Genomic DNA, 24698 nt, shown 5'->3' with positions numbered 1-24698 from the left:
GCCGTCGTCCGCTCGCTATGTGGGTGGAGAACCGCGGCGCTCCGCCGCAAGCAGCGCCGCGGTTTTTTCGATGAGTTCGTAAGGAACCGGCTTGCCCAGCGGGAATTTCAACGTTCCCTTGGCCGAGCGGTACGGGTCGATGTCAGCCTGGAAAGCGGGATCGCCTGACGGCACCGGATACACGGAAATGTGGTGCGCCCAGCCGGCAAAATACACCACGTACTTTCCGTTCAGTGTGACCGTGGGAATGCCGTAGCTCATCATCTCGCCGGAGTCCGGCACGGCGGCCCTGCACCGGCGCCGGACTTCCCGGAGGATGTCCTGCACGTCGGCCGGGAAGGACGTGATGTACTCCTCGACGCTTGTAAACCTCTGTACCATCCGTGCTCCTTCGACGTGTCTTGAGGATACGCCGCGGCTGTCCGTGCGTGAGCGTTTCCCGAAACGTTGCAGCAATGGAGAGAGGGTTCCCCGGGCGAGACCAAAACGACGGCAAACCGTGACCCTACGGGCATCGTGCTGCAGCGGGCAGGCTGGTTGACTGAAGGGGACAGGCGGATTCCCGCCGAGTGCCGGCATGGCATTTCCAAGGGGGAAACATGAAAACGTTCCGTTTGGCCAGGCTCGCGACGGCAGGTGCGCTGGTGGCGCTCACCGCGTGCTCGGCGTCGTCGTCTCCGGAGATCCTGAAGGCCGACGGCGTGCAGCGGGTTGCGGTGGACGGCGCGGCGTACGCCGCTGAACTGCGCTCCTTCCGCACCTCCGCTTTCGGGCTCGGCGAAGCCCTGCTGGCCGACGGCGGCGACGGCGCCCAAGGGAACGTGGTGTCCTCGCCCGGGAGCCTGCTGATAGCCCTGGCCATGCTTCGAGCCGGTGCTAGGGGCGGTACGGCCGCGGAGATGGATGCTGTCCTGAAACTCCCCACCGAGAACCGCGACGAGGCGATGAACGCGCTGCTCGCATCACTGGAGAAGTTCGACGGCGATCCGGGAGCGGTGGACGAGGAGAACCCGCCGCGAAAGCCCGTGATGCACGCCGCCAATGGCCTGTTTGTGGACAAGGACGTCCCCACTGGTAAGCCGTTCCTGGACACACTGGCCCGGCACTACGGAACCGGGGTGTACCCCGTGGACTTCAAGGACGAGGGCGCAACGAAGCCCGCCATCGATGCCTGGGTCAACAGGAACACCGGCGGCCGGATCAAGCAAGCCCCGGCAAAATACGACCGGGACAACACGTTCAGCCTGCTCAACTCCCTGTACTTCGCGTCCGCCTGGAGCGCGCCGTTCGACCCGAATGACACCTCGGATCTGCCCTTCACCACGGCCGCCGGCGAGGAAATCGAAGCACCGGCAATGCACAACGAGCTGAAAATGAAGTATGCGGAAGGGACCGGGTGGCAGGGCGTGGACCTTCCGTATGCCGACGGCTTTGTCATGCGTCTGGTTCTGCCGGAGGCCGGCGCGGACGCCGCATTGGGTGCTGCAGCACTCACCGACATCGCGGACGCGTTGGACAGCGCCCCGTTGGAGACCGTGCAGATCCAGCTGCCGCGCTGGGACCACAAGTGCAGCTTCGACCTGAGGAAAGTGTTTGAGTCGCTCGGACTGCAGAAGACGCTCAACACCACCGAGGACTTCAACAACATCCAGCCCAGGATGATGATCACCCAGGCCGCGCAGGCTGCCAACATCACTGTTGCCGAAAAGGGCACCGTCGCCGCGGCGGTCACGCAGATCAACGGAGCTGTCACCAGTGCGCCGCCGGAGCCTGAACGGACCATCACCTTCGACCGGCCGTTCCACTACCAGATCGTGCACGTGGAAACCGGGCTGCCGCTCTTCATGGGACGGGTGGCCGACCCCCGCTCCTAACACCACGGCCCGGCGGGGGTTAGCGCGGGCCGCCCTGCCAGAGGGCGTCGAACGGTGCGCCTGAGGCCACGCGGTTGCGGATTCCGGCGGTGACGAAGGCCTTGGCCGTGCGCGCAGCCTCGAGCGGGGTCGCGCCCTTGGCCAGTTCGGCCGCCACTGCGGCAGCGAGGGAACACCCGGCACCGGACACGGCCACTTCGCCCACCTTGGGGGCGGAGAGGATTTCCAGGGTGTCGCCGTCGTAGTAGACGTCGACGGCGTCGGGCCCGGCCAGGCGCACGCCGCCCTTGGCCAGCACCGCCGCGCCGCTCAGCTCATGGATACGGACGGCCGCGGCCTTGAGGGACTCGACATCGGTGATCTCCAGCCCGGACAGCGACTCCGCCTCGAAATGGTTGGGCGTGACGAAAGTGGCCAGCGGCAGGATTTGCGCCTTGAGTGCCTGGTCCGTGTCCAGTGCGTGGCCCGGCTCCTGCCCCTTGCAGATCAGCACGGGATCCAGCACCACGTTGGTGAACCCGCCGTCGGCCATGGCGGAGGCCACGGTCGAAATGGTGGCAGGGCTGCCCAGCATGCCGATCTTCACGGTGTCCAGCACGGACGGTGCGCCGGAAGCGGCACCGTAGGCCGCCGTCGTCGCCTCCAACTGATCCGCGATGACCTGCTGGTCTACCGGGACGAAACGGTGGTTCCAGTTGTCGTTCGGGTTGAAGGAGACGATGCAGGTCAGGTTGGCGATGCCGAAGACGCCAAGTTCCTGGAAGGTCTTCAGATCGGCCTGTGCGCCTGCGCCGCCGGTCGCCTCGGAGCCGGCAATGGTCAGGGCAACGGCGGGGAACGTGTCAACAGCTGCAGAAGTCATCCACCCATACTGCCACCGCCGCCGAACGGGCCGCATTGTGCGGATGACCAATGTGAACGCATGCTTCGGGCAGGGCCCGCCTGCCCGAAGCATGCGTTCCGCCAGCGGGGTTGTATTGGTGCGAGAATGGGAGACGGTTCCGGCGGAAGCACTTCGCGGGGGCCGTCTCCCAGTGCTAATACAGCCGGCCGCCGCCGCGGTTCATCACCGCGACTTGCCGTGCAGCCGAGCGAACCACTCCGAATGGATCACCCATGACCTCCGCCAAGACTTTCCCGGCCTCCGCGGCGCCGAAATTCGCTTCGATCGGTTCCCCCTATTTCGGCATCATGCTGGCCTGCATGGCCGTGGTGCTGATCCTGTCCAATATCGGGGCATCCAAAGGCGTGGCGATCGGTCCGATCATCACCGACGGCGGATTCTTCCTCTTCCCGCTGGCCTACATCCTGGGCGACGTCATCAGCGAGGTCTACGGGTTCAAGGTGGCACGCAAGGCCATCATCACCACGTTTGCCCTGTCCGTGTTCGCCTCCCTCTGCTACTGGGTGATCATCGCGCTGCCCGGGTTCGACGACGAGTTCGGTGCCTCCAAGCAGGCCGCCCTCGAAGGGGCGCTGGGGCCGGTTCCGCAGATTGTGCTGGCCTCGCTGCTCGCATTCTTCGCCGGGCAGACCATCAACTCCTGGATCCTGGTCCGGATGAAGGCGCGCACCGGCGAGAAGTCGCTGTGGGCGCGCATCATGGGCTCGTCGGTGGCCGGTGAGTTCGTGGACACGCTCATCTTCTGCAGCATCGCCGCGTCCGTCATCGGCATCACGGGCTTTGGCACGTTCGTGAACTACGTGCTGGTGGGCTTCCTTTACAAGACCCTGGTGGAGTTCCTCTTTGTGCCCGTGACCGCCCTGGCCATCGGCTGGATCAAGAAGCGCGAACCCAGCTACGGCGCCCCGACGGCCTCGGTGACGAACGTCGCGTAGCTGCCGCCCGGCGTCGTACCTTGTAGCCGCATCCATTGCTCCGTAACGGCCGTTTTGAGCCTTCAAAAGGGCGGGTACGGAGCAATCGATGGGGCTGCCCGCGGAACGTCAGCCCTGGAGCGTCCCGTCGAGGAGGTTGCGAAGCTCGCGGAAGTGCCGCTCCGTGGCCTCCGCATGAAAGGCCGAGGTGTCCGCCATCGAATAGCCGTGCGGTGCGCCCGCGTAGATCTCGTTGGCAGCCTCGAGCCCGGCGGCGCTAAGAGCCTGGCCCAGGCGGCCAACGGCGTCGGGATTCATGCTCCGATCGTGATCCGCGTGGCCGAACACGAACCGGGCCCGGGCGTTGCCGAGTCCGAGATGAGGGCTGTCGGGAGCCTCGCTCGCCAGGCCGCCGCCGTGGAAGCCGGCGCAGGCTGCAACCGCTTCACCGTGGGAGGTTGCCGTGCGCACGGCAAGGCGTGCGCCCATGCAGTAGCCGACGGTGCCGATCGGCCCGGGCGCTACGCCGTCCAGCTTCCTCAGCGCATCCACCCAGGCATCGATGTCCGGCAGCGCTTTGTCCGTAGTAAGCCGGCCCACCCGCGGGAACGCGGCCGCGCCTGCGGCTTCGCGGCCGGCCGGAGTGGTCATGTCCGTTTCCGGCGCCAACTCCTCTGCCGTTCCTTCGCGGTAGAAGACGTTCGGGGCCAGGACAATGTAGCCCCAGTCGGCGATTCGCTGCGCCATGTCGTGGATCCGGGGGCGCAGGCCGAAGGCGTCCATGTAGAGCAGGACGCCCGGGAACGGACCCGCGCCGGTGGACGGGCGGGCGACGACGGCTTCGGCAACGCCTTCTGCGGCCGGGATCTCGATGAGCATCCGGTCAGGATATCGGAGGACGACGGCGGGAGGCGCCTTTTCGACGACGGCGCCCGGCGGCGCGGCTCAGGCGTAGTAGCGCCCCAAAGTCTCGGCCTTGAAGTCGAAGAAGTTGCCGGCTTCGATGGCGAGCCGGGCGTCGTCGACCATCTTCACCACAAAGCGTTCGTTGTGGATCGAGATCAGGGTGGCCGAGACCATCTCCTTGGCCTTGAACAGGTGGTGGATGTAGGCCCGGGAGTAGTTCAGGCAGGCGTAGCAGTCGCAGCCTTCCTGCAGCGGACCGAAGTCGCGCTTGTATTTGGCCCCGGACAGGTTGAACCGGCCGTCGGGGTGGTAGAAGGCCGAGTTGCGGGCCACCCGGGTGGGGGAGACGCAATCGAAGGTGTCCGCGCCGTTCTCGATGGCGGTGAAGATGTCGTCCGGCTCGGAGATGCCCAGCAGGTGCCGCGGCTTGTCCTCCGGCAGTTCCTCATTGCACCAGCGCACGATCGTGCCGAGGTTCTCCTTCTCCAGTGCACCGCCGATGCCGAAGCCGTCGAAGTTCATGGCGCCGAGGTCCCGGCAGGCCTTGCGGCGCAGGTCCTCGTACTGGGCACCCTGGATCACGCCGAACAGCGCCTGGTACGGCTTGCCGGTGCGCTCGGACGTCAGCCGGAAGTGCTCGGTGATGCAGCGTTCGGCCCAGCGGCGGGTGCGTTCCAGCGACTCCTCCTGGTAGCCGCGGGAGTTCTGCAGCGTGGTCAGCTCGTCGAAGGCGAACATGATGTCCGCACCGATCTGGTGCTGCACACGCATCGAAATCTCCGGCGAAAAGCGGTGCCGGTCCCCGTTCAGGTGCGATTTGAACCAGACGCCGTCCTCGTCCACGTGGGCCAGCCGCTCCTTGCCAGGTGCCACGGCGTCTTCCGGGCCGGAGGAGTCAACAGACTTCATGTCGATGACCTTCTTGAACCCGGAGCCAAGGCTCATTACCTGGAACCCGCCGGAATCGGTGAAGGTGGGCCCGCGCCAGTTCATGAAGGCGCCCAGCCCGCCGGCCTCGTCCAGGATGTCCGCCCCGGGCTGGAGGTAAAGATGGTACGCGTTGGCCAGGACCGCCTGCGCACCAAGCTCGGCGACGGACTCGGGCAGCACGGATTTCACCGTGGCCTTGGTGCCGACGGCGATGAAGGCGGGAGTCTGGATCTCGCCGTGCGGGGTGCTGATGGTGCCGGTCCTGCCCAGGAAGCTACCGCCGTTGGCGGCTACCTGCTCCGGCGTCGGAGAGCAGGTTTCACTCAGCCGTTTGCCCACGGTGAAGGAAAACTCGGACTGCAGGGCTGCGGCACCGGGCTCGAGAGGCGAGAGTGAAGGTTCAGTATTGGCTGGCACGGTTCAAGTGTGCCAGCTTGGCTCCCGGAAACTTAGCCGGCGGTCAGTGCACGGGGTCCGATGTGGGATAGTTCTCAGCCCGCCAGTTGTCCCAGCCGGTGCGGATTTCCTCCAGCCGGTGCGCCCCCAGGTCGTAGGTTGAGATGATCACCATCGACCCGCCGTCGGGCCTTACCTCGGCAATGGGCGGCTGGTCGGCCACAATCAGCAGGCCGTCGCCGTGCTCGGCGTAGCTGTGGACCGTGAGGCCCACCTGGTGGTTCGTCCGGTACCAGACCTTGCCGGAGATCTCCTCGCCGGTTGGAAGCGTCAGCGAGTACGGCTCACCCCGTTTGGGAAGATCTGCCAGGCCGAGCTTGTCGATCGCGGAGCCGTCCCCGCCCGGAACGGAAAAGAAGGCAGTGCGGCGTTTACCGTGCGGGTGGTGTTCCAATGCGAACCGGAGCTGCTGGAGGAACGTCAGCCAGCTTTGGGTGATGTCCTCGTCCCAGGCGGCCCACTCCGAATTGTGGTCCAGGGCGGCCCGTGTCACGCTGACTTCGGTGCCGCTGGGAACGGGTTTCAGGTTGAACTCGTCCCCGCCGTCCACGGTCAGGCTGGTGTGGTCCGGGCCTTCGACCACGGTGTCCTTGAAGTAGATTTCGTTGATTTCGGCGGCAAGGTCGTCGGCCTCCCAGCCGTGCCACTGGGCCACCTTGGCCGGTTCACGCAGCATTGTCCAAACCTGCTGCGCATCGGAATTAATCACAACGCTCAGATTGTTCGTCATGGGGTGAATCTACAACTCCCGGAGCCCGCGGGGTAGGGCCTAACGGGTGGCGCACGGCCTCAGGCCCGCACGGACTCCAGTTCGTTGCCGATCCGGCGCTCCAGTTCCTTGAGCCCGATCGTTTCGGAGCCGCCGTGCGCCCGCAGGAACATCAGGGCCTCAAGCCGCAGCAGCCGCCATTCGCGTTCGGCGTCCGGGTTGGAATTGTCGATGGCCCGGAAGATTTCCTTGTCATACAGGTTGGGCTCGTTCAGCGAGCGCTGGCGGACCTTGGCGTTCATCCGGGCTTTGAACGGGTCTGTTTCCATCGCTTCGGGGGCCCGGAGGAGCTTTTCGTACACGTCGGCACGGTCCTCCTGCCCGGTCTGCCGGCAGATGTAGCTGGACAGGGAAAGCGCCGCCTCGACCGACGTCCACCGGCCCGGATTGCCATCGAAGGGCAGGACGTTGAGGAGGTCCGCAACGGCCAGGGCGTTCTCGGCGTCCTTGAGGGCGACGAACAGTTCGTGGGCGAGGTCGTTGAGGTCCTTGAGGCAGCTGCCGGACTTGGTGTTGATGCCCTTGGCCAGGCGGTCGCTGAGTAGCATCACGCCGAGCGCGTCCGGATGGGCGGCCGCGGCTGCCTCCACCACCGACTCGGGCGTTCCCGACGGCGCCGGGATCAGCGCCAGCTCTTCCTCGCTCGGGCCGGCCGGGACGGCCGCTGCGGCCGGGGTGGTGGCCGGGAGGGGAGGAACGACGACGGCGGGAGTCGCCGGGGCGGCGCCCTCCCCGGCAGACTCTGCCCCGGCGGCGGGGGACTCAACGAGCTGAAGGGAGGCGGCGGCGTCGGACTCTTCGGAAACTGCTGTTTGTTCGGGACCGCCGCTAAGCCCGGGAGTCCCGGTGGAATCTGCCTCAGAGCCCGTGCCGGAGCCCGCCACGAGAACCGTGGACCCGGCGGCGATGCGCAGGATCCCGCCGCCGGTGAGCGTTGCCAGGACCACAGCCGGTGTGCCGAAATCGTCTTCCTCGACGAGGACGCTCTGGATTTCGGCGGACCGTTCGCCGTCGGGGAGGAGCAGCAGGTGGCCGGTCTGCAGAGAGCCAGCCTTGAGCTCGCTGTAGTGCTGGGCGGCTGGGCGGTGGGTCATCGGGAGTCCTTAAGTTCTCTTGCGGTCCGCCCTACAGTCTACAAAGGAGCATGCCGAAAATCGGGGACGCCCGGGTTCCTTCGAGCGTCCCCGGTGAAGCCCGGGGAACTTAGCTGCCTACGCCCGCGAAGGCGAGAGCCTGCCGGACCAGCGCGCCGCGGCCGCCGCTGAATTCCAGCTGCACGTCCGGGCTCAGGACCTCTTCCGGGGTCATCCACGTGAGCTCAAGGGCGTCCTGGCGGGGTTCGCATTCGCCCGTGACCGGGATGATGTAGGCCAGCGAAACAGCATGCTGGCGGTCGTCCGTGAAGCCCGTGTGGGACGGCGCCGGGAAGTACTCGGCCACGGTAAACGGCACCGGGCTGATGGGCAGCTGCGGGAACGCCAGCGGGCCGAGGTCCTTCTCCATGTGGCGGAGCAGGGCGGCCCGGATGGTCTCGCGGTAGAGGACGCGGCCGGACACGAGGGAGCGGACCATGGTGCCGTCCTCGTCGGCCTGCAGCAGCGTGCCCACTTCGTTCACGAACCCGAGGGGATCAAGGCGGACGGGTACGGCTTCCACATAAACCATGGGAAGCCGGCCCCGGGCTTCGAAGAGGTCCTCATCGGACAGCCAGCCGGGATTCGGGTCAGGAGTGCGCACGTTCATGCTTAAGTTCTACCCCATCCCTGCCCGAACCCCGCGCCGGACCTTCACGCGTCCCGAATGCTGGCCCCGCAACCACGCCCCCGTCAGTGCCGCGAAGAAACCCAAAGCGCAGGAACGTCCCCGCCTGCGGCGTCGGGGTTGGCCACATGCAGGGTCCGGCCGAAGGCCTCTTCCGTCATGGTCACTTTGGTGCCCGCTGCGTCCAGCCGGTCCCGCAGCACCGAAAGCTCGCCCGTGTACTCGAATCCCAGCCCGGTCCGCGGAGCGCCGCTGGAGGGGCGCACCATCAGCACGCCGCCGTTCTTGGCGGTGAAATCCGCCGTTTCGTCGTCATCCGGCACCGGCCGGAGCCGCGCGCCCATGTTCCGCAGGGTCTGCGCCGCGGCCGTTGCGTCCGGCGTGAACCAGACTTCGACGACGGCGAGTCCCGGATCGGCGTCCGCGCACTGGGCGCCGTGGGCGGCTTTGTCCGCGAAGAAGCTGAAACCGTCCTCGCCGGTGATCCGGCAGGAGCCCCCGTGGTCCGCGTCGACCAGCTCGGCCGGCATGTTCCCGTCCTCCACGGAGGCCGCGTTGGTCCGCCGGGCGAATTCGGCGAGGTCGCCCACTTCGACGCCGAACGCCGTCGTGCCGTCCTCGGCGGAACCGGCTTCGGCGGCGTGCAGCGCCAGGCGGCCCGAACCGGAGTCGTACTCTTTCCAGGGACCGTCATCGACGGTCTTCACCATTCCCAGCTGCGTGAGGAGCTGCTCCCACCGGTCAGGACGGGACGTGAAATGGACGGGACGGACACGCAGCATGTGACACTCCTGGGCTGGCTTTGCGGTGGCGTCGACGGCGACACTGCCATGATGCCACGCCTTGATTAAGGAATCCCGGGTAGCAGAATGGTGCCATGGCCATCGAACTTGAAGAACTGCTGGTGAAGGACGCCGCCGAGTGGCGCAGCTGGCTGGAACAGCACCACGCCACCAGTCCGGGGGTCTGGCTGGTGCTGCACAAGAAGGGCGGCAACACCACAGAGCTGGACTACGAGGCCGCCCTGCAGGAGGCGCTGTGCTTCGGATGGATCGACGGCCAGGGCAAAAGGCGCGACGACGACAGCTCCTTCCAGCGGATGACGCGCCGGGGCCCCAAGAGCGTATGGTCGGCGCGGAACGTGGACCGGATCGAAAAACTCGAAGCAGCAGGCAGGATGACCGCGGCCGGCCGGGCCGTCGTCGAGGCCGCCAAAGCGGACGGACGCTGGGAGTCGGCCTATTCCGGAGCGGCTTCCGCCGAAGTCCCTGCGGACCTGGCAGCTGCCATCGCCGCCGAACCGCGGGCGCAGGCCATGTTCGATGTGCTGACGTCGGTGAACCGCTTCGCCCTGATTTACCGCACCAACTCGGTCAAGCAGGCTGCCACCCGGGAACGGAAGATCGCCGGATTCGTGGAGATGCTGGCGCGCGGCGAAACCCCGTACCCGCAGAAGAAGCGCCCCGCGGAGTAGCAGGCCTCAGGCGGTGGCGTCCTCGTCCATCGGGAAGGCCACGGCTTCGCCCACCACGCGCAGGCAGAGCTCCATGCCCGGCCGCGCGATGGAGGCGTTCCAGTGCCGGATGGTGATCACTTCGCCGCCGCCCGGGAAACGGTGGTCCGGGATGGCGCCGTCGGCCAGTTCCGGCGGCACGGCCAGTTTCAGGCGGACCGTGGTTTCCGGGCCGAAGTAGTCCGTGTCAACCACCACGCCGCGGATGGGGCCGTCCTCCGCGATGCGGATCTGCTCGGGCCGCAGCATGAGCTGCACGCGGCCCTGCGCCGGGGGCCTGCGGACCGGGATGCCGCCCAGCGAACACGTGGCCAGGGAACCTTCCATCCAGGCGTCCAGGATGACGGCGTCGCCCAGGAACTCCGCCGTTGCCCGGTCCGCGGGGCGGGTGTAGACCACGAAGGGGTTGCCGATCTGGGCCAGCCTGCCGCCGCGCATCACGGCTACCTGGTCCGCGAAGGAGAGCGCCTCGGCCTGGTCGTGCGTGACAAGGATGGTGGTCACCCCGGCTTCGCTGAGGACCTTGGCCACGGCGCGGCGGGTGGCCACGCGGAGCCCGGCGTCCAGTGCGGAGAAGGGCTCGTCCAGGAGCATCAGCTCCGGCTCGCGGGCCAGGGCACGGGCCAGGGCAACGCGCTGCTGCTGACCGCCGGAAAGCTGGTGCGGCCGGCGCTTGGCCATGGACGGATCGAGGGAGACCATCTCCAGGAGCTCGCCCACCCGGGCCGCGATCTCGCGGCGCCCGCCGGACAGGTGGCTGGCGCTGAGGCCGAAGGAGACGTTCTGGCCAACGGTGAGGTGCGGGAACAGGGCGCCGTCCTGGGCGACGTAGCCGACGTGGCGTTTGTGCGCCGGCACCCAGAAGCCCTCGCCGGCCACCTTGGTGCCGTTGAGCGAAATGCTGCCGGTATCCGGATGCTCGAAGCCTGCGATCAGCCGCAGCAGGGTGGTCTTGCCGGAGCCGGAAGGGCCAACGATCGCGGTGGTTCCGCCCTTGGCCACGGACAGGTTGACGCCCTTGAGGACCGCCTGGGAACCGAAGTTCTTGGTGACGGCCTCGATCTCCAGGTGGCTGTTGGTGCTGGGCGCCACGGACGCGGCGATCCGCGGTTCCGGAAGCCTGGAGGGGGCATCGCGGGAAGTGTAGGAATCGGTCACTGTCCGGCCACTTTCTTGGACTGCTGGAAAAGGAGGTAGGTCATGGGGGCGGAGATGAGGATCATCAACAGCGCATACGGCGCCGCGCCGGCGTAGTCGATCTCGCTGCTCTTGCTCCAGAATTCGGTGGCAAGGGTGCGGGTGCCGCTGGGCGAAAGCAACAGGGTGGCGGTGAGTTCGTTGACGATGGCCAGGAAGACAAGCGCCGCGCCGCCCGCCGCGGCAGGCGCGGTGAGCCGCAGCGTGACGCGGATGAAGGACACCAGCGGCGGCTTGCCCAGCGCCTGGGCGGCTTCGTCGAGTTCCTTGGGCGCCTGGGCCAGCCCGGCCCGGATGTTCACCAGTGCCCGCGGCAGGAACAGCAGTACATAGGCCGCAATCAGCAGCACCGTGGTCTGGTAGAAGCCGGGCGCGACCCTGATGCTGACGGTCACGAAGGCCAGGCCCACCACGATGCCCGGCATGGAACTGGTGATGTAGTTGGACAATTCCAGCGCCTTGCTGAACCAGCTGGGGTGCCGCACGGCCAGGTAGGCCATGGGGAAGGCCACCACGGTGGTTGCCAGGGCACCGGTCAGGCCGTAGCCCATGGTCTGCAGCAGGGCGGGAAGGAATTCGTCTGCCACCCAGATGTCTGCCCCGCCGGCGAAGATCCAGCGCAGCACGAACATCAGCGGAAGGCCGAACGCCAGGGCGGTGAGGCCGGTCAGGAAGAGCTGCGCCGGAACCTGGTAGGCGTGCAGCGGCAGGCGCAGCGCCCTGGCCTGTGCGCCCGAACCCACCCGGGCGTAGCGTGCGGTGCCGCGGCTTCGCACCTCAACCAGGAGCAGGATCAGGCAGAAGAACACCAGGACGCTGGCCAGCATGTTCCCGGCGGTGCCGTTGAACGTGGACTGGTACTGCACCATGATCGCGGTAGTGAAGGTGTCGAAGCGGATCATCGCGAATGCGCCGTATTCGGCCAGCAGGTGCAGCGAGACCAGCAGCGCCCCGCCGGTCATGGCGATGCGGAGCTGGGGGAGGACCACCCGGAAGAAGGTGCGCCACGCGCCCAGGCCCAGCGACGCCGCGGACTGCTCGATCGCGGGGTCAAGCCGGCTCAGTGTGGCCGCGGCCGGGATATACACCAGCGGGAAGTAGGACAACGTGGCGATCAGGACGCCGGACCAGAGCCCGCCTAGGGACGGCACGGCGGAAACCCAGGCATAGCTGTTGACGAAGGCCGGGATGGCCAGCGGCGCGGCCAGCAGGACGGCCCACCATTTGTGGCCGCGCAGCGTGGTGCGTTCCACCAGCCAGGCTCCGCCCACGCCCAGGACCACGCAGAGCGGCACGGTGATGGCCATCAGCAGCACGGTGTTGAGGAGTAGCTCCCCGACGCGCTCCCGGAAGATGAGCGCGACGGCGGTGTCCCACCCCGTGGCGGCCGTCATCACGATGACGTACCCCAGCGGGATCAGTGAAAACAGGGCAATGAGGACGGCGATGACGGATACTGCGGAAACGCCGAAAGGCGGGCGGGGGCGCTTGCCCCTGCCCGCCGTCGTCGTGCTTCCGGAAGTGTCCGGTGCCGCTAGGTCAGTTGGCACTGATTTACAGGAGTCCTGCCTTGGTCATCAGCTCGGTAGCCTTTTCGGAATTGAGCTTGGCCGGGTCAACGGTGGGCGCCTGCAGTTCCGTCAGCGGAACCAGCTTGTCGTTGGCCGGGACATCGGAGGCAATGGCGTACTCGAAGGAAGTGCCCTTCTGCAGGACCTCCTGGCCCTTCTTGCCGGTGATGAACTTCAGGAAGGACTGGGCCGCCGCCGCGTTCTTGGAGGACTTCAGCACGCCGCCGCCGGACACGGAGACGAAGGCGCCCGGGTCCTGGTTCTTGAAGTAGTACGGCGTGACGTTCTTGGAGTTCTCGCCGGTCTTGGCCTGGTCGCCGTAGTAGTAGTAGTGATAGATCAGGGCGGCATCGACTTCGCCGGCATTGACAGCCTTCATGGCAGTGCTGTTGCCCTTGTACGCCTTGAAGTTTTCCTTCATGCCCTTGAGCCATTCCTCGGCGGCGGCTTCGCCCTTGAGCTCAAGAAGTGCCGACACGATCGCGTTGAAGTCAGCGCCGGACGGAGAAGCGGCCCACTTGCCCTTCCACTCCGGCTTGGCCAGGTCCAGCATGGACTTGGGCAGCTTGTCTTCGCTCAGCTTGGCCTTGTCGTAGACCAGGACCGTGGAGCGCGCGGCAATGCCGGTCCATTTGCCGGTGGAGGGGCGGAAGTCGGCAGGCACCTGGTCGATGGTGGCCTTGTCCACGTCAGCGAACAGTCCGGCGTTCTCGACCTGCGCCATTGCGGGTGAGTTTTCCGTCAGGAACACGTCGGCCGGGGAGGCTGCGCCTTCCTGGATGATCTGGTTGGACATTTCCGTGTCCGAGCCTTGGCGCAGGGTGACCTTGACGCCGGTCTCCGCCGTGAAAGCGTCGATCCATTCCTTGGTGAGGCTTTCGTGCTGGGCGTTGTAGACGGTGATTTCGCCGGCAGCCTTGCCATCCGCTGCCGCAGTGCTGGCGGCGGGGGTGGAGCTTCCGGAGCCGCAGGCGGCCAGGCCGAGGGCTGCGGTGGCGGCGAGTGCGATTCCCGCCAGCGCGTTGGTGCGGATCTTCATGGGGGCTTCTTTCTGGAAAAAAGTCTTGGTGGACCGGAGTCCGCGTGAGGGGGAAGTTAGGGCATGCTCACTGCCAAAAACTGTAGGTTAGCCAAACCTAAGAGACCAAGTCGAAGCGGCCTTAAGTGATCAGGATCACATCAATTACGGAACTTTTACGTGACTTAATTCTGGATGGCCCATACCGCGGCTGCGGCTTCCAGAATCATCCAGGCCTGCAGCTGGGTGGAAAGTTCGACGGCGGCACCGGCCGGATAGGAGCCGCTCGCCGGCGTCTCGGGAAACACCGGGAACACGAGGTGCGCACCGTGGCGTGCCAGCGGCTCCCCGGGTCCCACCGCGCGGCGCCCCTCCCAGAGCGCCTGCGCGGTTTCGATGACCAGGGCTGCCGCGGTGGCCCTCGTCCGGTCGGACAGCCGTCCGTCCACTGCCCCCAGCGCAAGGTACCGCGCCAGGATCCCGGTGAACAGGCCGCCGTCGCCCGTTCCGTCACAGCGGAGCACGGCGGCGGTCTTGCCGGAGGCCAGGAGGGCGGGGCGGGTCAGGTTGCGGGACACGGCGTCCACCAGGCTGGCCGCCCTGTCAAGGTTCGGCTGGCCGCCGAGCTCCAGCAGCGCCCCCAGCACGGGTCCCTGGTTGTACGTGTAGATGGCGGCTTCCAGCACCACCGCACCGCCGGGGCCGATCCGCAGGCCGTCCTGGTACATGCCCTGGGCGGGGTCGAACAGTTTGGCGTGAAGCCAGTCCACCAAGGCCTGCGCCTTGGCCGTGTTCCCGGTGCGGGCGTAGTAGAGCGCCACCGGCGCCGTGGCAGGGGTGTTCTTGAAGTCCCGCTTGGTGCTCCAGAAGGTGCCGCCGCCCAGGTCATCCGTGGACGCGGAATCGAACTGCAGCGTGAGGCTTTTCCGGATCCGGGCGTGGCGGCGGGCGCCGGGCTTCCGCGTCTGTTCGGCGAGCTTCGCCAGCCGGAGGGTGGATAGGGCGAGCCAGGCCATGTCGTCGTAGTAGTTGTTGACCACGGTCAGGAAGTTGCGCAGCCGGATGCCGGTGACCAGCCGGGAGGCCAGCCGTCCGGCGCTGGGCCGGCTCCCGCCGTCGAACCGCGCGCCTTTCGCCAGCTCCCGGCGTCCTGCATCCACCAGGCAGTCCACGTAGTGGGCCTGCCACCAGTAGTGCCAGGGACGCCTCAGGTTCTTCAGCCCGCCGGAGGGGCGTTCAATGGCCGCGATATGCGTTCCGGGCAGGAAGAACAGCCGTTGCCCGAACATCCTGGTCACGGACCGGGCGGCCTCGTCGGCGCGGGCAGACCAGTCCGCGGTGGTGGCGTCGTCCGGGGAGATCATGGTGCCAGCCTAGCCCGGAGTCCGATCGGTGCGCAGGCGGGATGACCGCGCGGGGCGCGTCCGGGGCGGCGGCCGGGTGTGCGGTTTGGTCCCATTCCAGTTAACATTCATTAACTAGCGTTACGCCGGGGTTCCGGTTCCACATCAAGGAGGATGCATGGACATCAAAGGTACTGTCGCGCTCATTACGGGCGGGGCCTCCGGGCTGGGCGCCGCAACGGCACGGCGCCTGTTCGACGCCGGAGCCTCGGTGGTGCTGGTGGACCTGGCGTCCTCGCGGGGCATGGAGTTTGCAGCCGAGCTGAACGGCCTCGGCGGGGCCGGAACGGCTGTTTTTGTTCCGGCCGACGTCACCAGCGAGGACCAGGTGCAGGCCGCCGTCGACGCCGCCGTTGCGCTGGGGCCGCTGCGGATTGTGGTGAACTGCGCGGGCATCGCCACACCGGGGAAGGTCCTGGGCCGCGACGGCGTGCTGCCGCTGGACACTTTCAGCCGCGTCATCCAGATCAACCTGGTGGGCACCTTCAACGTGATCCGCCTGGCGGCCGCTGCCATGGCCGCCACCGAGCCCGTCTCGACCGAACTTGGCGGACCGGAGCGCGGCGTCATCATCAACACCGCCTCCGTGGCCGCATTCGACGGCCAGATCGGCCAGCCCGCCTACGCGGCTTCGAAGGGGGCAGTGGCGGCGATGACCCTGCCGATCGCCCGCGAGCTGGCCCGCTCCCTGATCCGCGTGGTCACCATCGCGCCGGGCATCTTCGAGACGCCCATGATGGCCGGGCTGCCGCAGGAGGCCCAGGATTCGCTGGGAAAGCAGGTCCCGCATCCGTCCCGGCTGGGCCGGCCGGCCGAATACGCCAGCCTGGCCGCGCACATCGTGGACAACGCCATGCTCAACGGTGAGACCATCCGCCTCGACGGCGCCATCCGGATGGGGCCGAAATGATGCCGGCAGCCATGCCGGGGGTGCCGGCTGCGAACGCTCTGGATTCACTGCCTACGGCCGACTTCTTCGGCTTCGAATCGCTGCTCAGCGAACGGGAACGGCTGAAACTGCAGGAGTTGCGGGACTTCCTGGCTGTCGAGATCGCGCCGTTCGCCACAGAGTGGTGGAACAACGCTGAATTTCCAGCCCACCTCCTGCCCAAACTGGCCGCCCTGGAACTGAGCGCACCGGCCCAGCGCGGCTACAGCCACCTGTTCGCGGGCCTGGTGATTGCCGAGATCACCCGGGTGGACACCTCCATTGCCACGTTCTTCCTGGTGCACCATGACCTCTTCGTGGAGTCGCTGTACGGATTCGGCTCCGACGAGCAGAAAGCCCGCCTGCTCGACGACGCCGCCAACCTCCGCACCACCGGCGCCTTCGCGCTGACCGAGCCGGAGCACGGCTCCGACGTGGCCGGCGGAATGGAAACTCGGGCCCGCCGCGTGTCCGGCTCGACGGGAGCTGCCGACGGCGGCGGGGACGTCTGGATCCTCAACGGAGCCAAACGCTGGATCGGCAACGGGACGTTCTGCGACTACATGCTGGTCTGGGCGCGGGACGAAGCCGACGGCGCCATCCGGGGATTCATCGTGGACGCGGCGCTGCCCGGGGTGAGCCGAAGCCGGATCGAGAACAAGATCGCCCTGCGCACGGTGCAGAACGCGGACATCGTTTTCCGGGATGTGCGGGTTGCGGAGGCAGACCGCTTTGCCGGCATCGGAAGCTTCGAGGACACCAACGAACTGCTCCGCGGCTCCCGGATCATGGTGGCATGGCAGGCGGTGGGCCAGCAGCTGGCGGCGTTCGACGTTGCCCGGCAGCACGCCGTCGAACGCCGGCAGTTCGGCCGCCCGCTGGCCAAATTCCAGCTGATCCAGCAGCAGCTGGTGACCATGCTGGGAAACGCCGTGGCCAGCATGGGCATGATGGTCCGGATCGCCCAGCTGCAGCAGGAAGGCAAGGCGGACATGGCGCAGGTGGCGTTGGCGAAGTCCTACACGAGCGCCCGGATGCGCGAAACCGTGGCCATGGGACGGTCCATCCTGGGCGGCAACGGGATTGTGTCCGATTTCCGGATGGCCAAGATCTTCGCCGACGCCGAGGCCATTTACACCTATGAGGGGTCGTTCGAGATCAACACGCTGATCGTGGGACGCGCCGTCACCGGGGTCTCCGCGATCGTCTAGGTGCCTCCCGGTCAGTCGGCGATCATCGGGTCCTTCTCGCCGGCTTCGATCCGGTAGTCCAGGCTGTTGTTCTTCACCGGCATGGGGCAGGTCCCGAAGGGCGTGAAGGCGCTCGGGTAGTTGATGGCGCGGTTGAAGTCGAGGACCACCGAGCCGTCCGGGCGGGGTCTGGCAGTGGACACCTTGCGCCAGTCGTCCGTTGAGTCCCCGTTGGTTTCATCGTGGAACGTGACGGTCAGGGCGCCGAGCTTCTCTTCTTCGGCCTGCAGGTGGAACTCGTGGTCCTTGCCGGGCAGCCGGAACACCAGTTCGCCCACGGTCCGGTGCACGCCGTCCACCAGCGGATTCGCGGTGCCGATCGGGACGTCCACGGGCTCCGGATAGGGGCGGAAACGTGCTTCGACCACCAGATCGGGGCGGTACTCAAAGGTGGGCACGCCGTCGAACTCGGTAAACACCGGCGACATCGAATCCCTGGTGCGGATGGCGTACTTGTCCGCCCGCATGGCCAGTTCCACCACCACCTGCTTGCCGTCGTCGCCGCCGAACTGCACCCACATCAGCGACTCCTCGTCCGCCAGCACGGCGGAAATAGTGCCGTCCACCGGCTGCCCGGAGTCCACCAGCGTCAGTCCGTCCGCCGCCGCGGCGGTGAGGAACGCCGTCGTGCCGTCCGTTGACCAGAGCCCCGGGACGAGGTCGACGGCGGCGGGCTGGCTTTCCAGCCACTGGAACGACGTGAGCGTCAACCAGCCGTAGTCGCCGGCCAGAGCCTTGTTGCGGTTGGCGCGGAACCGGTTCCAGCGTTCCACGAGGGCGTCAGGGGCAGTGGTCATTGTTCCTCCAAAGCGGGCGCGGGCGTCGCGGCAACCTTACTCCGCGGTGCCCAAGCTTGCAGCTATCAGGCGGGAGGCGGCATCCCGGGCCGTCTCGGCGGCCTCCGGGTCACCGTCCAGCACGCCGCTGGCCAGGCCGCCGTCGAGGATCAACGAGAGGCTCCGTGCGAGCCGGTCCGGACGCGCGGCGCCCGCCTCGGCAGCCAGCCCCTGCATCCACGCCAGCACAGCCCTCTTGTGCGCAACCGTGCGTTCGTGAACAGGAGTCCCCGATGCCGACTCGGCCGCAGCGTTGATGAAGGCGCAGCCACGGTAGCCGTCACGGCGGCAGGCTGAGGTGAGGGCATCGAACAGCCCGACGAGCTGCGCCGCCGGGTCCGGTCCAGCGGCCTCTGCGGCAGCGTGGAGCTGGCCGGTCCAGATGGCGTCGACCCTGTCCAGGTAGGCGAGGATCAGTTCGTCCTTCGCCGGAAAGTACTTGTAGAACGTGGCCTTGGAGATCCCGGACTCGGCGATGATGGTGTCAATGCCGGCGGCGCGCAGGCCGTGCGCATAGAACAGCCTGAAAGCGGTGGCCAGGATCTTCTCCCTGGCGGGGCCGGCGGAAGTTCGGGCAGCCTGCGGTGCAGAGGCTGCTGGCGTCGTCATACGCCAATGGTACACAGACAAGTCTGTCTCACGCCGGGTGGCCCGGGGCAGGGCGCAGGTCACGCCGGGTGGCCAGGTCAGGGGCGGGTACCCAGGCCGTTCACCAGCAGCTTCCACACCGCCGTCAAATCGTCGTGGATCGCCGGATCCGCCCACTCCGCGGCGTGCAGCGGGTGGTGGAAGCGGGCGGTGGCGTACAGGACCGCGCGGCCGGCAGTGACCGCGTCCGTCCGGGCGAACTCGCCGGTTTCGATGCCGTCCGCGATGATTTGCGTCAGCTGCGCGGCGAGGTGGTCCACGTGGGCGGCCACCACTTCCCTGGCTTCTGCGGTCAGCTGGCTGAAGGTCGCGAACAGTTCAGGATCTTTCAGGGCCATGCCCTGTTTGATGGCCGCGAGCCGCTGAAGCCAGCGAAGGAGGCGCTCGGCAGCCGGGCCGGCGGTGTCCAGCGACGGATCCAGGGGTTTGATGATCCGGTCAAGCCACCTCCTTGCCACCGCGTCCCGGAGGGCCACTTTCGTGGGGAAGTGCCGGTAGACGCTGCCGTGGCTCACGCGGAGGACCTTGGCAACGTCCACCACGGTGGCCTTGGCCAGGCCGAAGCGGCGGAGGACGTCCTCGGCGGCGTCCAGGATGCGTTCTTCCGTCAGTACGACGGCGGCAGGGCTCACTTCCGCTCGCTGTCGAGCATGGCCATCTGGCCTGCGTCGTATCGGGTGCCGGCTGCGGCGTCCGCGGGAACGGCTGCTTCGATGTCGGCGAGATCCTGGCCGGAGAGGGTCAGTGCGGCGGCGCCGAGGGATTCGGCCAGCCGGTCGCGGCGGCGGGCGCCCACCAGGGGGACGATGTCCTCGCCGCGCGAGAGCACCCAGGCGATGGCCACCTGGGCCACGGTGGCATCCTTGCTGTCGGCAATAAGGCGCAGCCGCTCCACGAGCTCGAGGTTGCGCTGCAGGTTTTCGCCGGAGAACCGGGGGAGGTGGGCGCGGAAGTCCCGGCGGTTGCCCTCGGCCTGGGCGGGCCAGTGACCGGAGACGAGGCCGCGGGACAGGACCCCGTAGGCGGTGATTCCGACGCCCAGCTCACGGGCTGCGGGCAGGATGTCTTTTTCGAGGCCGCGGGAAATCAGTGAGTATTCGATCTGCAGGTCTGAGACCGGGTGAACGGCGTGCGCGCGGCGCAGCGTTTCAGATCCCACCTCGGAAAGCCCGATGTGGCGGATAAGTCCCTGTTTCACGAGCTCGGCCAGCGTGCCCATGGTTTCTTCGACGGGGACGGCGGGATCGAGGCGGGCGGGCCGGTAGATGTCGATGTAGTCGGTGCCGAGGCGGCGCAGCGAGTAAGCGAGGAAGTTCTTGATGGCTGCCGGCCGGGTGTCGACGCCGTTCCAGCCGCCGCGCGCGTCCCGCAGGACGCCGAACTTGACGCTGATCTGCACGTCTTCGCGGCTCCGGCCGCGGATGGCATCGCGCAGCAGGAGCTCGTTGTGCCCCATGCCATAGAAGTCGCCCGTATCCAGCAGGGTGACGCCTGCGTCGAGGGCGGCCTGAATCGTGGCGACGCTCTCGGCGTCGTCCGCGGGTCCGTAGAGGTCGGACATGCCCATGAGGCCCAGTCCGATGGGGGCGGTGGCGGGTCCTGCGGAGCCGAGGGTGCGGCGGGACGCCTGCATGGAAGTGGTCATAAAACGAGAATACAACAATCAGCTGACAGATTTCAATAATTGTCAGCCAATACCACTGTGCCTTCAGTCGATCCCTTGCGGTGCTCAGGTGGGCCTGATAGCGTCAGGCCCAGCGGTAGACGGACCTGTCTACCCCGAGATCCCAAATGCCCAGAGGATGAGGACGCCATGCAAATTGCTGTACTAGGAACCGGGACCGTTGGCCGGACCATGGCCGGAGCGCTGGCAGGCCTCGGCCACGAAATCGTCATCGGAACCCGCGATCCGAAGGCGACCCTGGCCCGCACGGAGCCGGACTCCATGGGTGCGGCTCCCTTCAGCACGTGGCTCCAAGAGCACCCCCACGTCCACCTGGCTGCATACGCAGACGTGGCCGCCGGGGCGGAGCTGGTGGTCAACGCAACTGAAGGCGCGAGTTCCCTCGCTGCGCTTGCTGCCGCCGGTGCGGAGAATCTTGCCGGCAAGATTCTCGTGGACATCTCGAATCCCCTGGATTTCTCCCATGGCATGCCGCCGACGCTCAACCCGGTCAACACGGACAGCCTGGGCGAGCAGATCCAGCGGAAGTTCCCCGACGCCAAAGTGGTCAAGACCCTCAATACGATGAACGCGAGCCTGATGGTTGACCCCGGCCGTGCGGCTGGAGGGGACCATTCCGTGTTCGTCTCGGGCAACGATGCCGACGCCAAGCACGAAGTGGTCACGCTCCTCAAGAGCCTTGGGCATCAGGACGTGATTGACCTGGGCGACATCACTACGGCACGCGGCACCGAAATGCTCCTGCCGGTCTGGATCCGGCTCTGGGGGGCGCTGGGTACCGCAAACTTCAATTTCAAGATCGCACGCTGAGTCAGGGGCGGGGCATGGATGCACTGCTCACCGTAGTGGCCTGCCTCGCGCTTGTTGCCGGGTTCACCCGCGCAGTCCGGTAAGGGGCCCGACCACAACGAGGCCTACACCGGAAAAATCACCATCAGGGCTGTCCGGCCGCCCGCGGCGGCACCTGAGCAACCCGCGGCAGCACCTGATAGGCCCGCGGCGGCACCTAATAAAACAGGGGCCGCCGCGGACGTCAAGGGCACGAACACTATCTGAGACAAATTCCCACGCCGCAACAGTGCCGGGTAACATCCCATAGGAACACGTAACCCGGCTCACAGTATCCAGCGCAGTGTACGAGCCAAGTCCGAACCCTCGAAAGATAGTTTCCATGGCTGACACTGCAGTAAATCCAGGCTCCCATCTCGCAGCAGGCGCTGACCCGGCAGGCTCCGATGCCAGTAGCGATCTTGCGTCCGAACTCCGGGCGGATGTCCGCCGCGTCTCCACCCTTCTGGGCGAATCGCTGGTCCGCCAGCACGGGCCCGAGCTCCTCGACCTTGTGGAGCAGGTCCGCCTCCTGACCAAGGAATCCAAGGAAGCCGCCCGCGGCGGAGCCGATGCCACCGGCCCCTGGAGCTCGCACGACGTCGTCGCCCAGGTCCGCGAGTTGCTCGGTTCCCTGCCGATTGACCAGGCCACCGACCTGGTCCGCGCCTTTGCGTTCTACTTCCACCTGGCCAACGCCGCCGAGCAGGTCCACCGGGTCCGCGGACTGCGGACCCGCCAGGAAAAGGACGGCTGGCTGGCCAAGGCCGTGGAGGAGATTTCCGGCCAGGCCGGACCAGCCGTGCTCCAGGAAGTGGTCAACGAACTGGATGTCCGTCCCATCTTCACGGCCCACCCCACCGAAGCGTCCCGCCGCTCCGTCCTGGACAAGATCCGCCGGCTGTCCGACGTCCTGGCAGTTTCCACCGAGGAAGGCACCTCGGCCCGCCGCCGCCAGGACCGCCAGCTCGCCGAAGTGATCGACCAGATGTGGCAGACGGACGAGCTCCGCCAGGTCCGGCCCACCCCGGTGGATGAGGCCCGCAACGCCATCTACTACCTCAACAGCATCCTCACCGACGCCATGCCGGAGATGCTCTCGGACCTCTCCGAGCTGCTGGCCGACCACGGAGTCACGCTGCCGTCGCAGAAGGCCCCCATCCGCTTCGGCTCCTGGATCGGCGGCGACCGCGACGGCAACCCGAACGTCACCGCCGCCGTCACCCGCGAGATCCTCCAGATCCAGAACCAGCACGCCGTCCGGATCAGCATCGCCATGATCGACGAGCTCATCGCCATCCTGTCCAATTCCACGGCACTGGCCGGGGCGGACCAGGAACTGCTCGACTCGATCGACACTGACCTCAAGAACCTGCCGGGCCTGGACCGCCGGGTGCTGGAACTCAATGCCCAGGAGCCCTACCGGCTCAAGCTCACCTGCATCAAGGCCAAGCTGCTCAACACGGCCAAGCGCGTCGCGGCAGGATCCGCGCACGAGCCGGGCCGGGATTACACCTCAACCGCGGGTGTCCTCGCGGAGCTTGGCCTGCAGGAGGAATCCCTCCGCAACCACCACGCCGGACTGGCTGCCGACGGTGCCCTGGCGCGGGTGCGCCGCGCCATCGCCTCCTTCGGGCTGCACCTGGCCACCCTGGACATCCGCGAGCACGCCGACCACCACCATGACGCCGTCGGGCAGCTCATGGACCGCCTGGGCGGCCCCGGCGTGCGGTACTCCGAACTCAGCCGCGCCGAACGCCTGGAAGTGCTGGGGGCGGAACTGGGCTCCCGCCGTCCGCTGTCCGGCCACCCGATCAAGCTCGACGGCGTCGCTGACGGCACGTACGACGTCTTCCGTGAGATCCGCCGCGCCCTGAAGACCTACGGCCCGGACGTCATCGAGACGTACATCATTTCGATGACCCGCGGTGCGGACGACGTCCTGGCCGCTGCGGTGCTGGCCCGCGAAGCAGGGCTGGTCAGCCTCTTCGGTGAGGCGCCGTACGCGAAGATCGGTTTTGCGCCGCTGCTGGAAACGGTGGAGGAGCTGCGGGCTTCGGCGGAGATCGTGGACCAGCTGCTGTCCGATCCGTCCTACCGGGAACTCGTCCGGCTGCGCGGCGACGTGCAGGAAATCATGCTTGGCTACTCGGACTCGAACAAGGAATCCGGCGTGATGACCAGCCAGTGGGAGATCCACAAGACCCAGCGGAAGCTGCGTGACGTCGCGGCCAAGCATGGCGTGCGGGTGCGCCTCTTCCACGGCCGCGGCGGATCCGTGGGCCGCGGCGGCGGGCCCACCTACGACGCGATCATGGCCCAGCCGAACGGTGTCCTCGAAGGTGAAATCAAGTTCACCGAGCAGGGCGAAGTCATCTCGGACAAGTACTCGCTGCCCGAGCTGTCACGCGAAAACCTGGAGCTTTCGCTCGCCGCCGTCATGCAGGGTTCTGCGCTGCACCGGACCCCGCGCACCTCCGAGGACCAGCGCGAGCGCTACGGCCACGTCATGGAGACCATTTCCGACGCCGCCTTCGCCCGGTACCGCTCGCTTATTGACGACCCGGACCTGCCGGCCTACTTCATGGCCTCCACCCCCGTGGAACAGCTCGGCTCGCTGAACATCGGCTCGCGTCCGTCCAAGCGGCCGGACTCGGGCGCCGGGCTTGGCGGGCTGCGCGCCATCCCGTGGGTCTTCGGCTGGACCCAGTCGCGGCAGATTGTGCCGGGCTGGTTCGGCGTAGGTTCCGGGCTGAAGGCCGCCCGCGAAGCAGGCAACACGGAACAGCTCGTGGAAATGATGGAGGGGTGGCACTTCTTCCGCTCGGTCCTGTCCAACGTGGAAATGACGCTGGCCAAGACGGACATGGACATTGCCGGCTACTACGTTTCCACGCTGGTCCCGGAAGAGCTGCACCACCTGTTCCGGGCCATTCGGGACGAATACGAACTCACCGTCACCGAGATCCAGAACCTCACCGGCGAGCACGTGCTCCTCGACGCGCAGCCCACCCTCAAGCGCTCCCTGGAGATCCGCGACCAGTATCTGGACCCCATCAGCTACCTGCAGGTGGAACTGATGCGCCGCATCCGGGCCGAAGGTTCCGAGGGCGAGAGTATCTCCGGTGCAGAGATTGACGAGCGCCTGCAGCGGGCCATGCTCATCACCGTCAACGGTGTAGCGGCCGGCCTCCGCAACACCGGATAATGCCCAACGCTCTTTCACTTCCTGCGGGGATTCCCCCAACGCTCTCTCCCCGGTGAGAGAGCGTTGGGGGAAAAGCCCCGAAAAGTGAGAGAGCGTCGTG

General features: G+C 67.1%; 23 protein-coding genes. 7 read left to right on the top strand and 16 right to left on the bottom strand.

The features are described 5' to 3' along the window. Positions 1-15: 15 nt before the first annotated feature. The gene (locus PV761_RS18265) at positions 16-381 is read right to left on the bottom strand and encodes a DUF1801 domain-containing protein (protein WP_347898939.1); all 366 of its coding nucleotides are present in this window, start codon (positions 379-381) and stop codon (positions 16-18) included. A gap of 218 nt (positions 382-599) precedes the next feature. On the opposite strand from PV761_RS18265, the gene PV761_RS18260 reads away from it, so the two are divergent. Next, positions 600-1874 (top strand): serpin family protein, encoded by a 1275-nt coding sequence (locus PV761_RS18260; RefSeq protein ID WP_347898937.1) that lies wholly within the window; start codon positions 600-602, stop codon positions 1872-1874. Between the two features lie 19 nt (positions 1875-1893). On the opposite strand, the gene PV761_RS18255 is transcribed toward PV761_RS18260, so the two are convergent. Next, entirely contained in the window at positions 1894-2736 is an 843-nt protein-coding gene (locus PV761_RS18255) for a hydroxymethylpyrimidine/phosphomethylpyrimidine kinase (protein WP_347898935.1), read from the bottom strand. A 254-nt stretch (positions 2737-2990) separates the two neighbouring features. Here PV761_RS18255 and PV761_RS18250 point away from each other — a divergent pair, with 254 nt between their 5' ends. Continuing rightward, a complete protein-coding gene (locus PV761_RS18250) occupies positions 2991-3713 on the top strand; it encodes a queuosine precursor transporter (protein ID WP_347898933.1) in 723 nt (240 codons plus the stop codon). Positions 3714-3821: 108 nt separating this feature from the next. On the opposite strand, the gene PV761_RS18245 is transcribed toward PV761_RS18250, so the two are convergent. The 6 genes from PV761_RS18245 to PV761_RS18220 all read right to left on the bottom strand — a co-directional run bounded on the left by PV761_RS18245 (position 3822) and on the right by PV761_RS18220 (position 9296). Continuing rightward, positions 3822-4571, bottom strand: coding sequence for a dienelactone hydrolase family protein (locus tag PV761_RS18245; protein WP_347898931.1), 750 nt, complete (start codon positions 4569-4571; stop codon positions 3822-3824). A gap of 66 nt (positions 4572-4637) precedes the next feature. Next, entirely contained in the window at positions 4638-5945 is a 1308-nt protein-coding gene (gene tgt, locus PV761_RS18240) for a tRNA guanosine(34) transglycosylase Tgt (RefSeq protein WP_347898929.1), read from the bottom strand. Between the two features lie 43 nt (positions 5946-5988). Beyond that, the gene (locus PV761_RS18235; RefSeq protein ID WP_028271119.1) at positions 5989-6714 is read right to left on the bottom strand and encodes a hypothetical protein; all 726 of its coding nucleotides are present in this window, start codon (positions 6712-6714) and stop codon (positions 5989-5991) included. A 59-nt stretch (positions 6715-6773) separates the two neighbouring features. Then, on the bottom strand, positions 6774-7847 hold the full coding sequence (locus PV761_RS18230) for a DUF6707 family protein (RefSeq protein ID WP_347898926.1): 1074 nt from the start codon (positions 7845-7847) through the stop codon (positions 6774-6776). A gap of 109 nt (positions 7848-7956) precedes the next feature. Then, a complete protein-coding gene (locus PV761_RS18225; protein WP_028271117.1) occupies positions 7957-8496 on the bottom strand; it encodes an NUDIX hydrolase family protein in 540 nt (179 codons plus the stop codon). Positions 8497-8579: 83 nt separating this feature from the next. Beyond that, positions 8580-9296, bottom strand: coding sequence for a VOC family protein (locus PV761_RS18220; protein WP_347898924.1), 717 nt, complete (start codon positions 9294-9296; stop codon positions 8580-8582). A 95-nt stretch (positions 9297-9391) separates the two neighbouring features. On the opposite strand from PV761_RS18220, the gene PV761_RS18215 reads away from it, so the two are divergent. Then, positions 9392-9988 carry a YdeI/OmpD-associated family protein gene (locus PV761_RS18215; protein WP_028271115.1) on the top strand — a complete coding sequence of 199 codons (597 nt, stop codon included), beginning with the start codon at positions 9392-9394 and terminating at the stop codon, positions 9986-9988. Positions 9989-9994: 6 nt separating this feature from the next. Here PV761_RS18215 and PV761_RS18210 read toward each other — a convergent pair whose 3' ends face one another. From PV761_RS18210 to PV761_RS18195, 4 genes are all read right to left on the bottom strand, one after another. Next, positions 9995-11185 carry an ABC transporter ATP-binding protein gene (locus PV761_RS18210; protein WP_347898921.1) on the bottom strand — a complete coding sequence of 397 codons (1191 nt, stop codon included), beginning with the start codon at positions 11183-11185 and terminating at the stop codon, positions 9995-9997. Continuing rightward, a complete protein-coding gene (locus tag PV761_RS18205; RefSeq protein WP_347898919.1) occupies positions 11182-12774 on the bottom strand; it encodes an iron ABC transporter permease in 1593 nt (530 codons plus the stop codon). The genes PV761_RS18210 and PV761_RS18205 overlap by 4 nt, the downstream gene beginning before the upstream one ends. A gap of 4 nt (positions 12775-12778) precedes the next feature. Beyond that, complete coding sequence (locus tag PV761_RS18200) at positions 12779-13834, bottom strand: iron ABC transporter substrate-binding protein (RefSeq protein ID WP_347898917.1); 1056 nt, start codon at positions 13832-13834, stop codon at positions 12779-12781. 164 nt (positions 13835-13998) lie between these two features. Next, positions 13999-15177, bottom strand: coding sequence for a glycoside hydrolase family 76 protein (locus PV761_RS18195; protein WP_347898915.1), 1179 nt, complete (start codon positions 15175-15177; stop codon positions 13999-14001). 157 nt (positions 15178-15334) lie between these two features. On the opposite strand from PV761_RS18195, the gene PV761_RS18190 reads away from it, so the two are divergent. Together PV761_RS18190 and PV761_RS18185 are read left to right on the top strand one after the other, a co-directional pair. Then, positions 15335-16126 (top strand): SDR family NAD(P)-dependent oxidoreductase, encoded by a 792-nt coding sequence (locus tag PV761_RS18190; protein ID WP_347898913.1) that lies wholly within the window; start codon positions 15335-15337, stop codon positions 16124-16126. Beyond that, the gene (locus PV761_RS18185; protein WP_347898911.1) at positions 16123-17355 is read left to right on the top strand and encodes an acyl-CoA dehydrogenase family protein; all 1233 of its coding nucleotides are present in this window, start codon (positions 16123-16125) and stop codon (positions 17353-17355) included. The genes PV761_RS18190 and PV761_RS18185 overlap by 4 nt, the downstream gene beginning before the upstream one ends. An 11-nt stretch (positions 17356-17366) precedes the next feature. On the opposite strand, the gene PV761_RS18180 is transcribed toward PV761_RS18185, so the two are convergent. The 4 genes from PV761_RS18180 to PV761_RS18165 all read right to left on the bottom strand — a co-directional run bounded on the left by PV761_RS18180 (position 17367) and on the right by PV761_RS18165 (position 20523). After that, the gene (locus tag PV761_RS18180) at positions 17367-18191 is read right to left on the bottom strand and encodes a DUF1684 domain-containing protein (protein WP_347898909.1); all 825 of its coding nucleotides are present in this window, start codon (positions 18189-18191) and stop codon (positions 17367-17369) included. Positions 18192-18227: 36 nt separating this feature from the next. Further along, positions 18228-18839, bottom strand: coding sequence for a TetR/AcrR family transcriptional regulator (locus PV761_RS18175; protein ID WP_347898907.1), 612 nt, complete (start codon positions 18837-18839; stop codon positions 18228-18230). Between the two features lie 77 nt (positions 18840-18916). Next, the gene (locus tag PV761_RS18170) at positions 18917-19510 is read right to left on the bottom strand and encodes a TetR family transcriptional regulator (protein WP_347898905.1); all 594 of its coding nucleotides are present in this window, start codon (positions 19508-19510) and stop codon (positions 18917-18919) included. Continuing rightward, complete coding sequence (locus PV761_RS18165; RefSeq protein ID WP_347898903.1) at positions 19507-20523, bottom strand: aldo/keto reductase; 1017 nt, start codon at positions 20521-20523, stop codon at positions 19507-19509. Before PV761_RS18165 ends, PV761_RS18170 begins: the two co-directional genes overlap by 4 nt. 168 nt (positions 20524-20691) lie before the next feature. Here PV761_RS18165 and PV761_RS18160 point away from each other — a divergent pair, with 168 nt between their 5' ends. Then, positions 20692-21372 carry an NAD(P)-binding domain-containing protein gene (locus PV761_RS18160; RefSeq protein ID WP_028271104.1) on the top strand — a complete coding sequence of 227 codons (681 nt, stop codon included), beginning with the start codon at positions 20692-20694 and terminating at the stop codon, positions 21370-21372. Between the two features lie 361 nt (positions 21373-21733). Beyond that, on the top strand, positions 21734-24598 hold the full coding sequence (gene ppc / locus PV761_RS18155; RefSeq protein ID WP_347898901.1) for a phosphoenolpyruvate carboxylase: 2865 nt from the start codon (positions 21734-21736) through the stop codon (positions 24596-24598). Positions 24599-24698 lie beyond the last annotated feature (100 nt).

The sequence above is a fragment of the Arthrobacter sp. CC3 genome, from assembly GCF_039907775.1.
Classification (GTDB): Bacteria; Actinomycetota; Actinomycetes; order Actinomycetales; family Micrococcaceae; genus Arthrobacter.
This window is presented reverse-complemented; position numbering and strand designations above follow the sequence as displayed.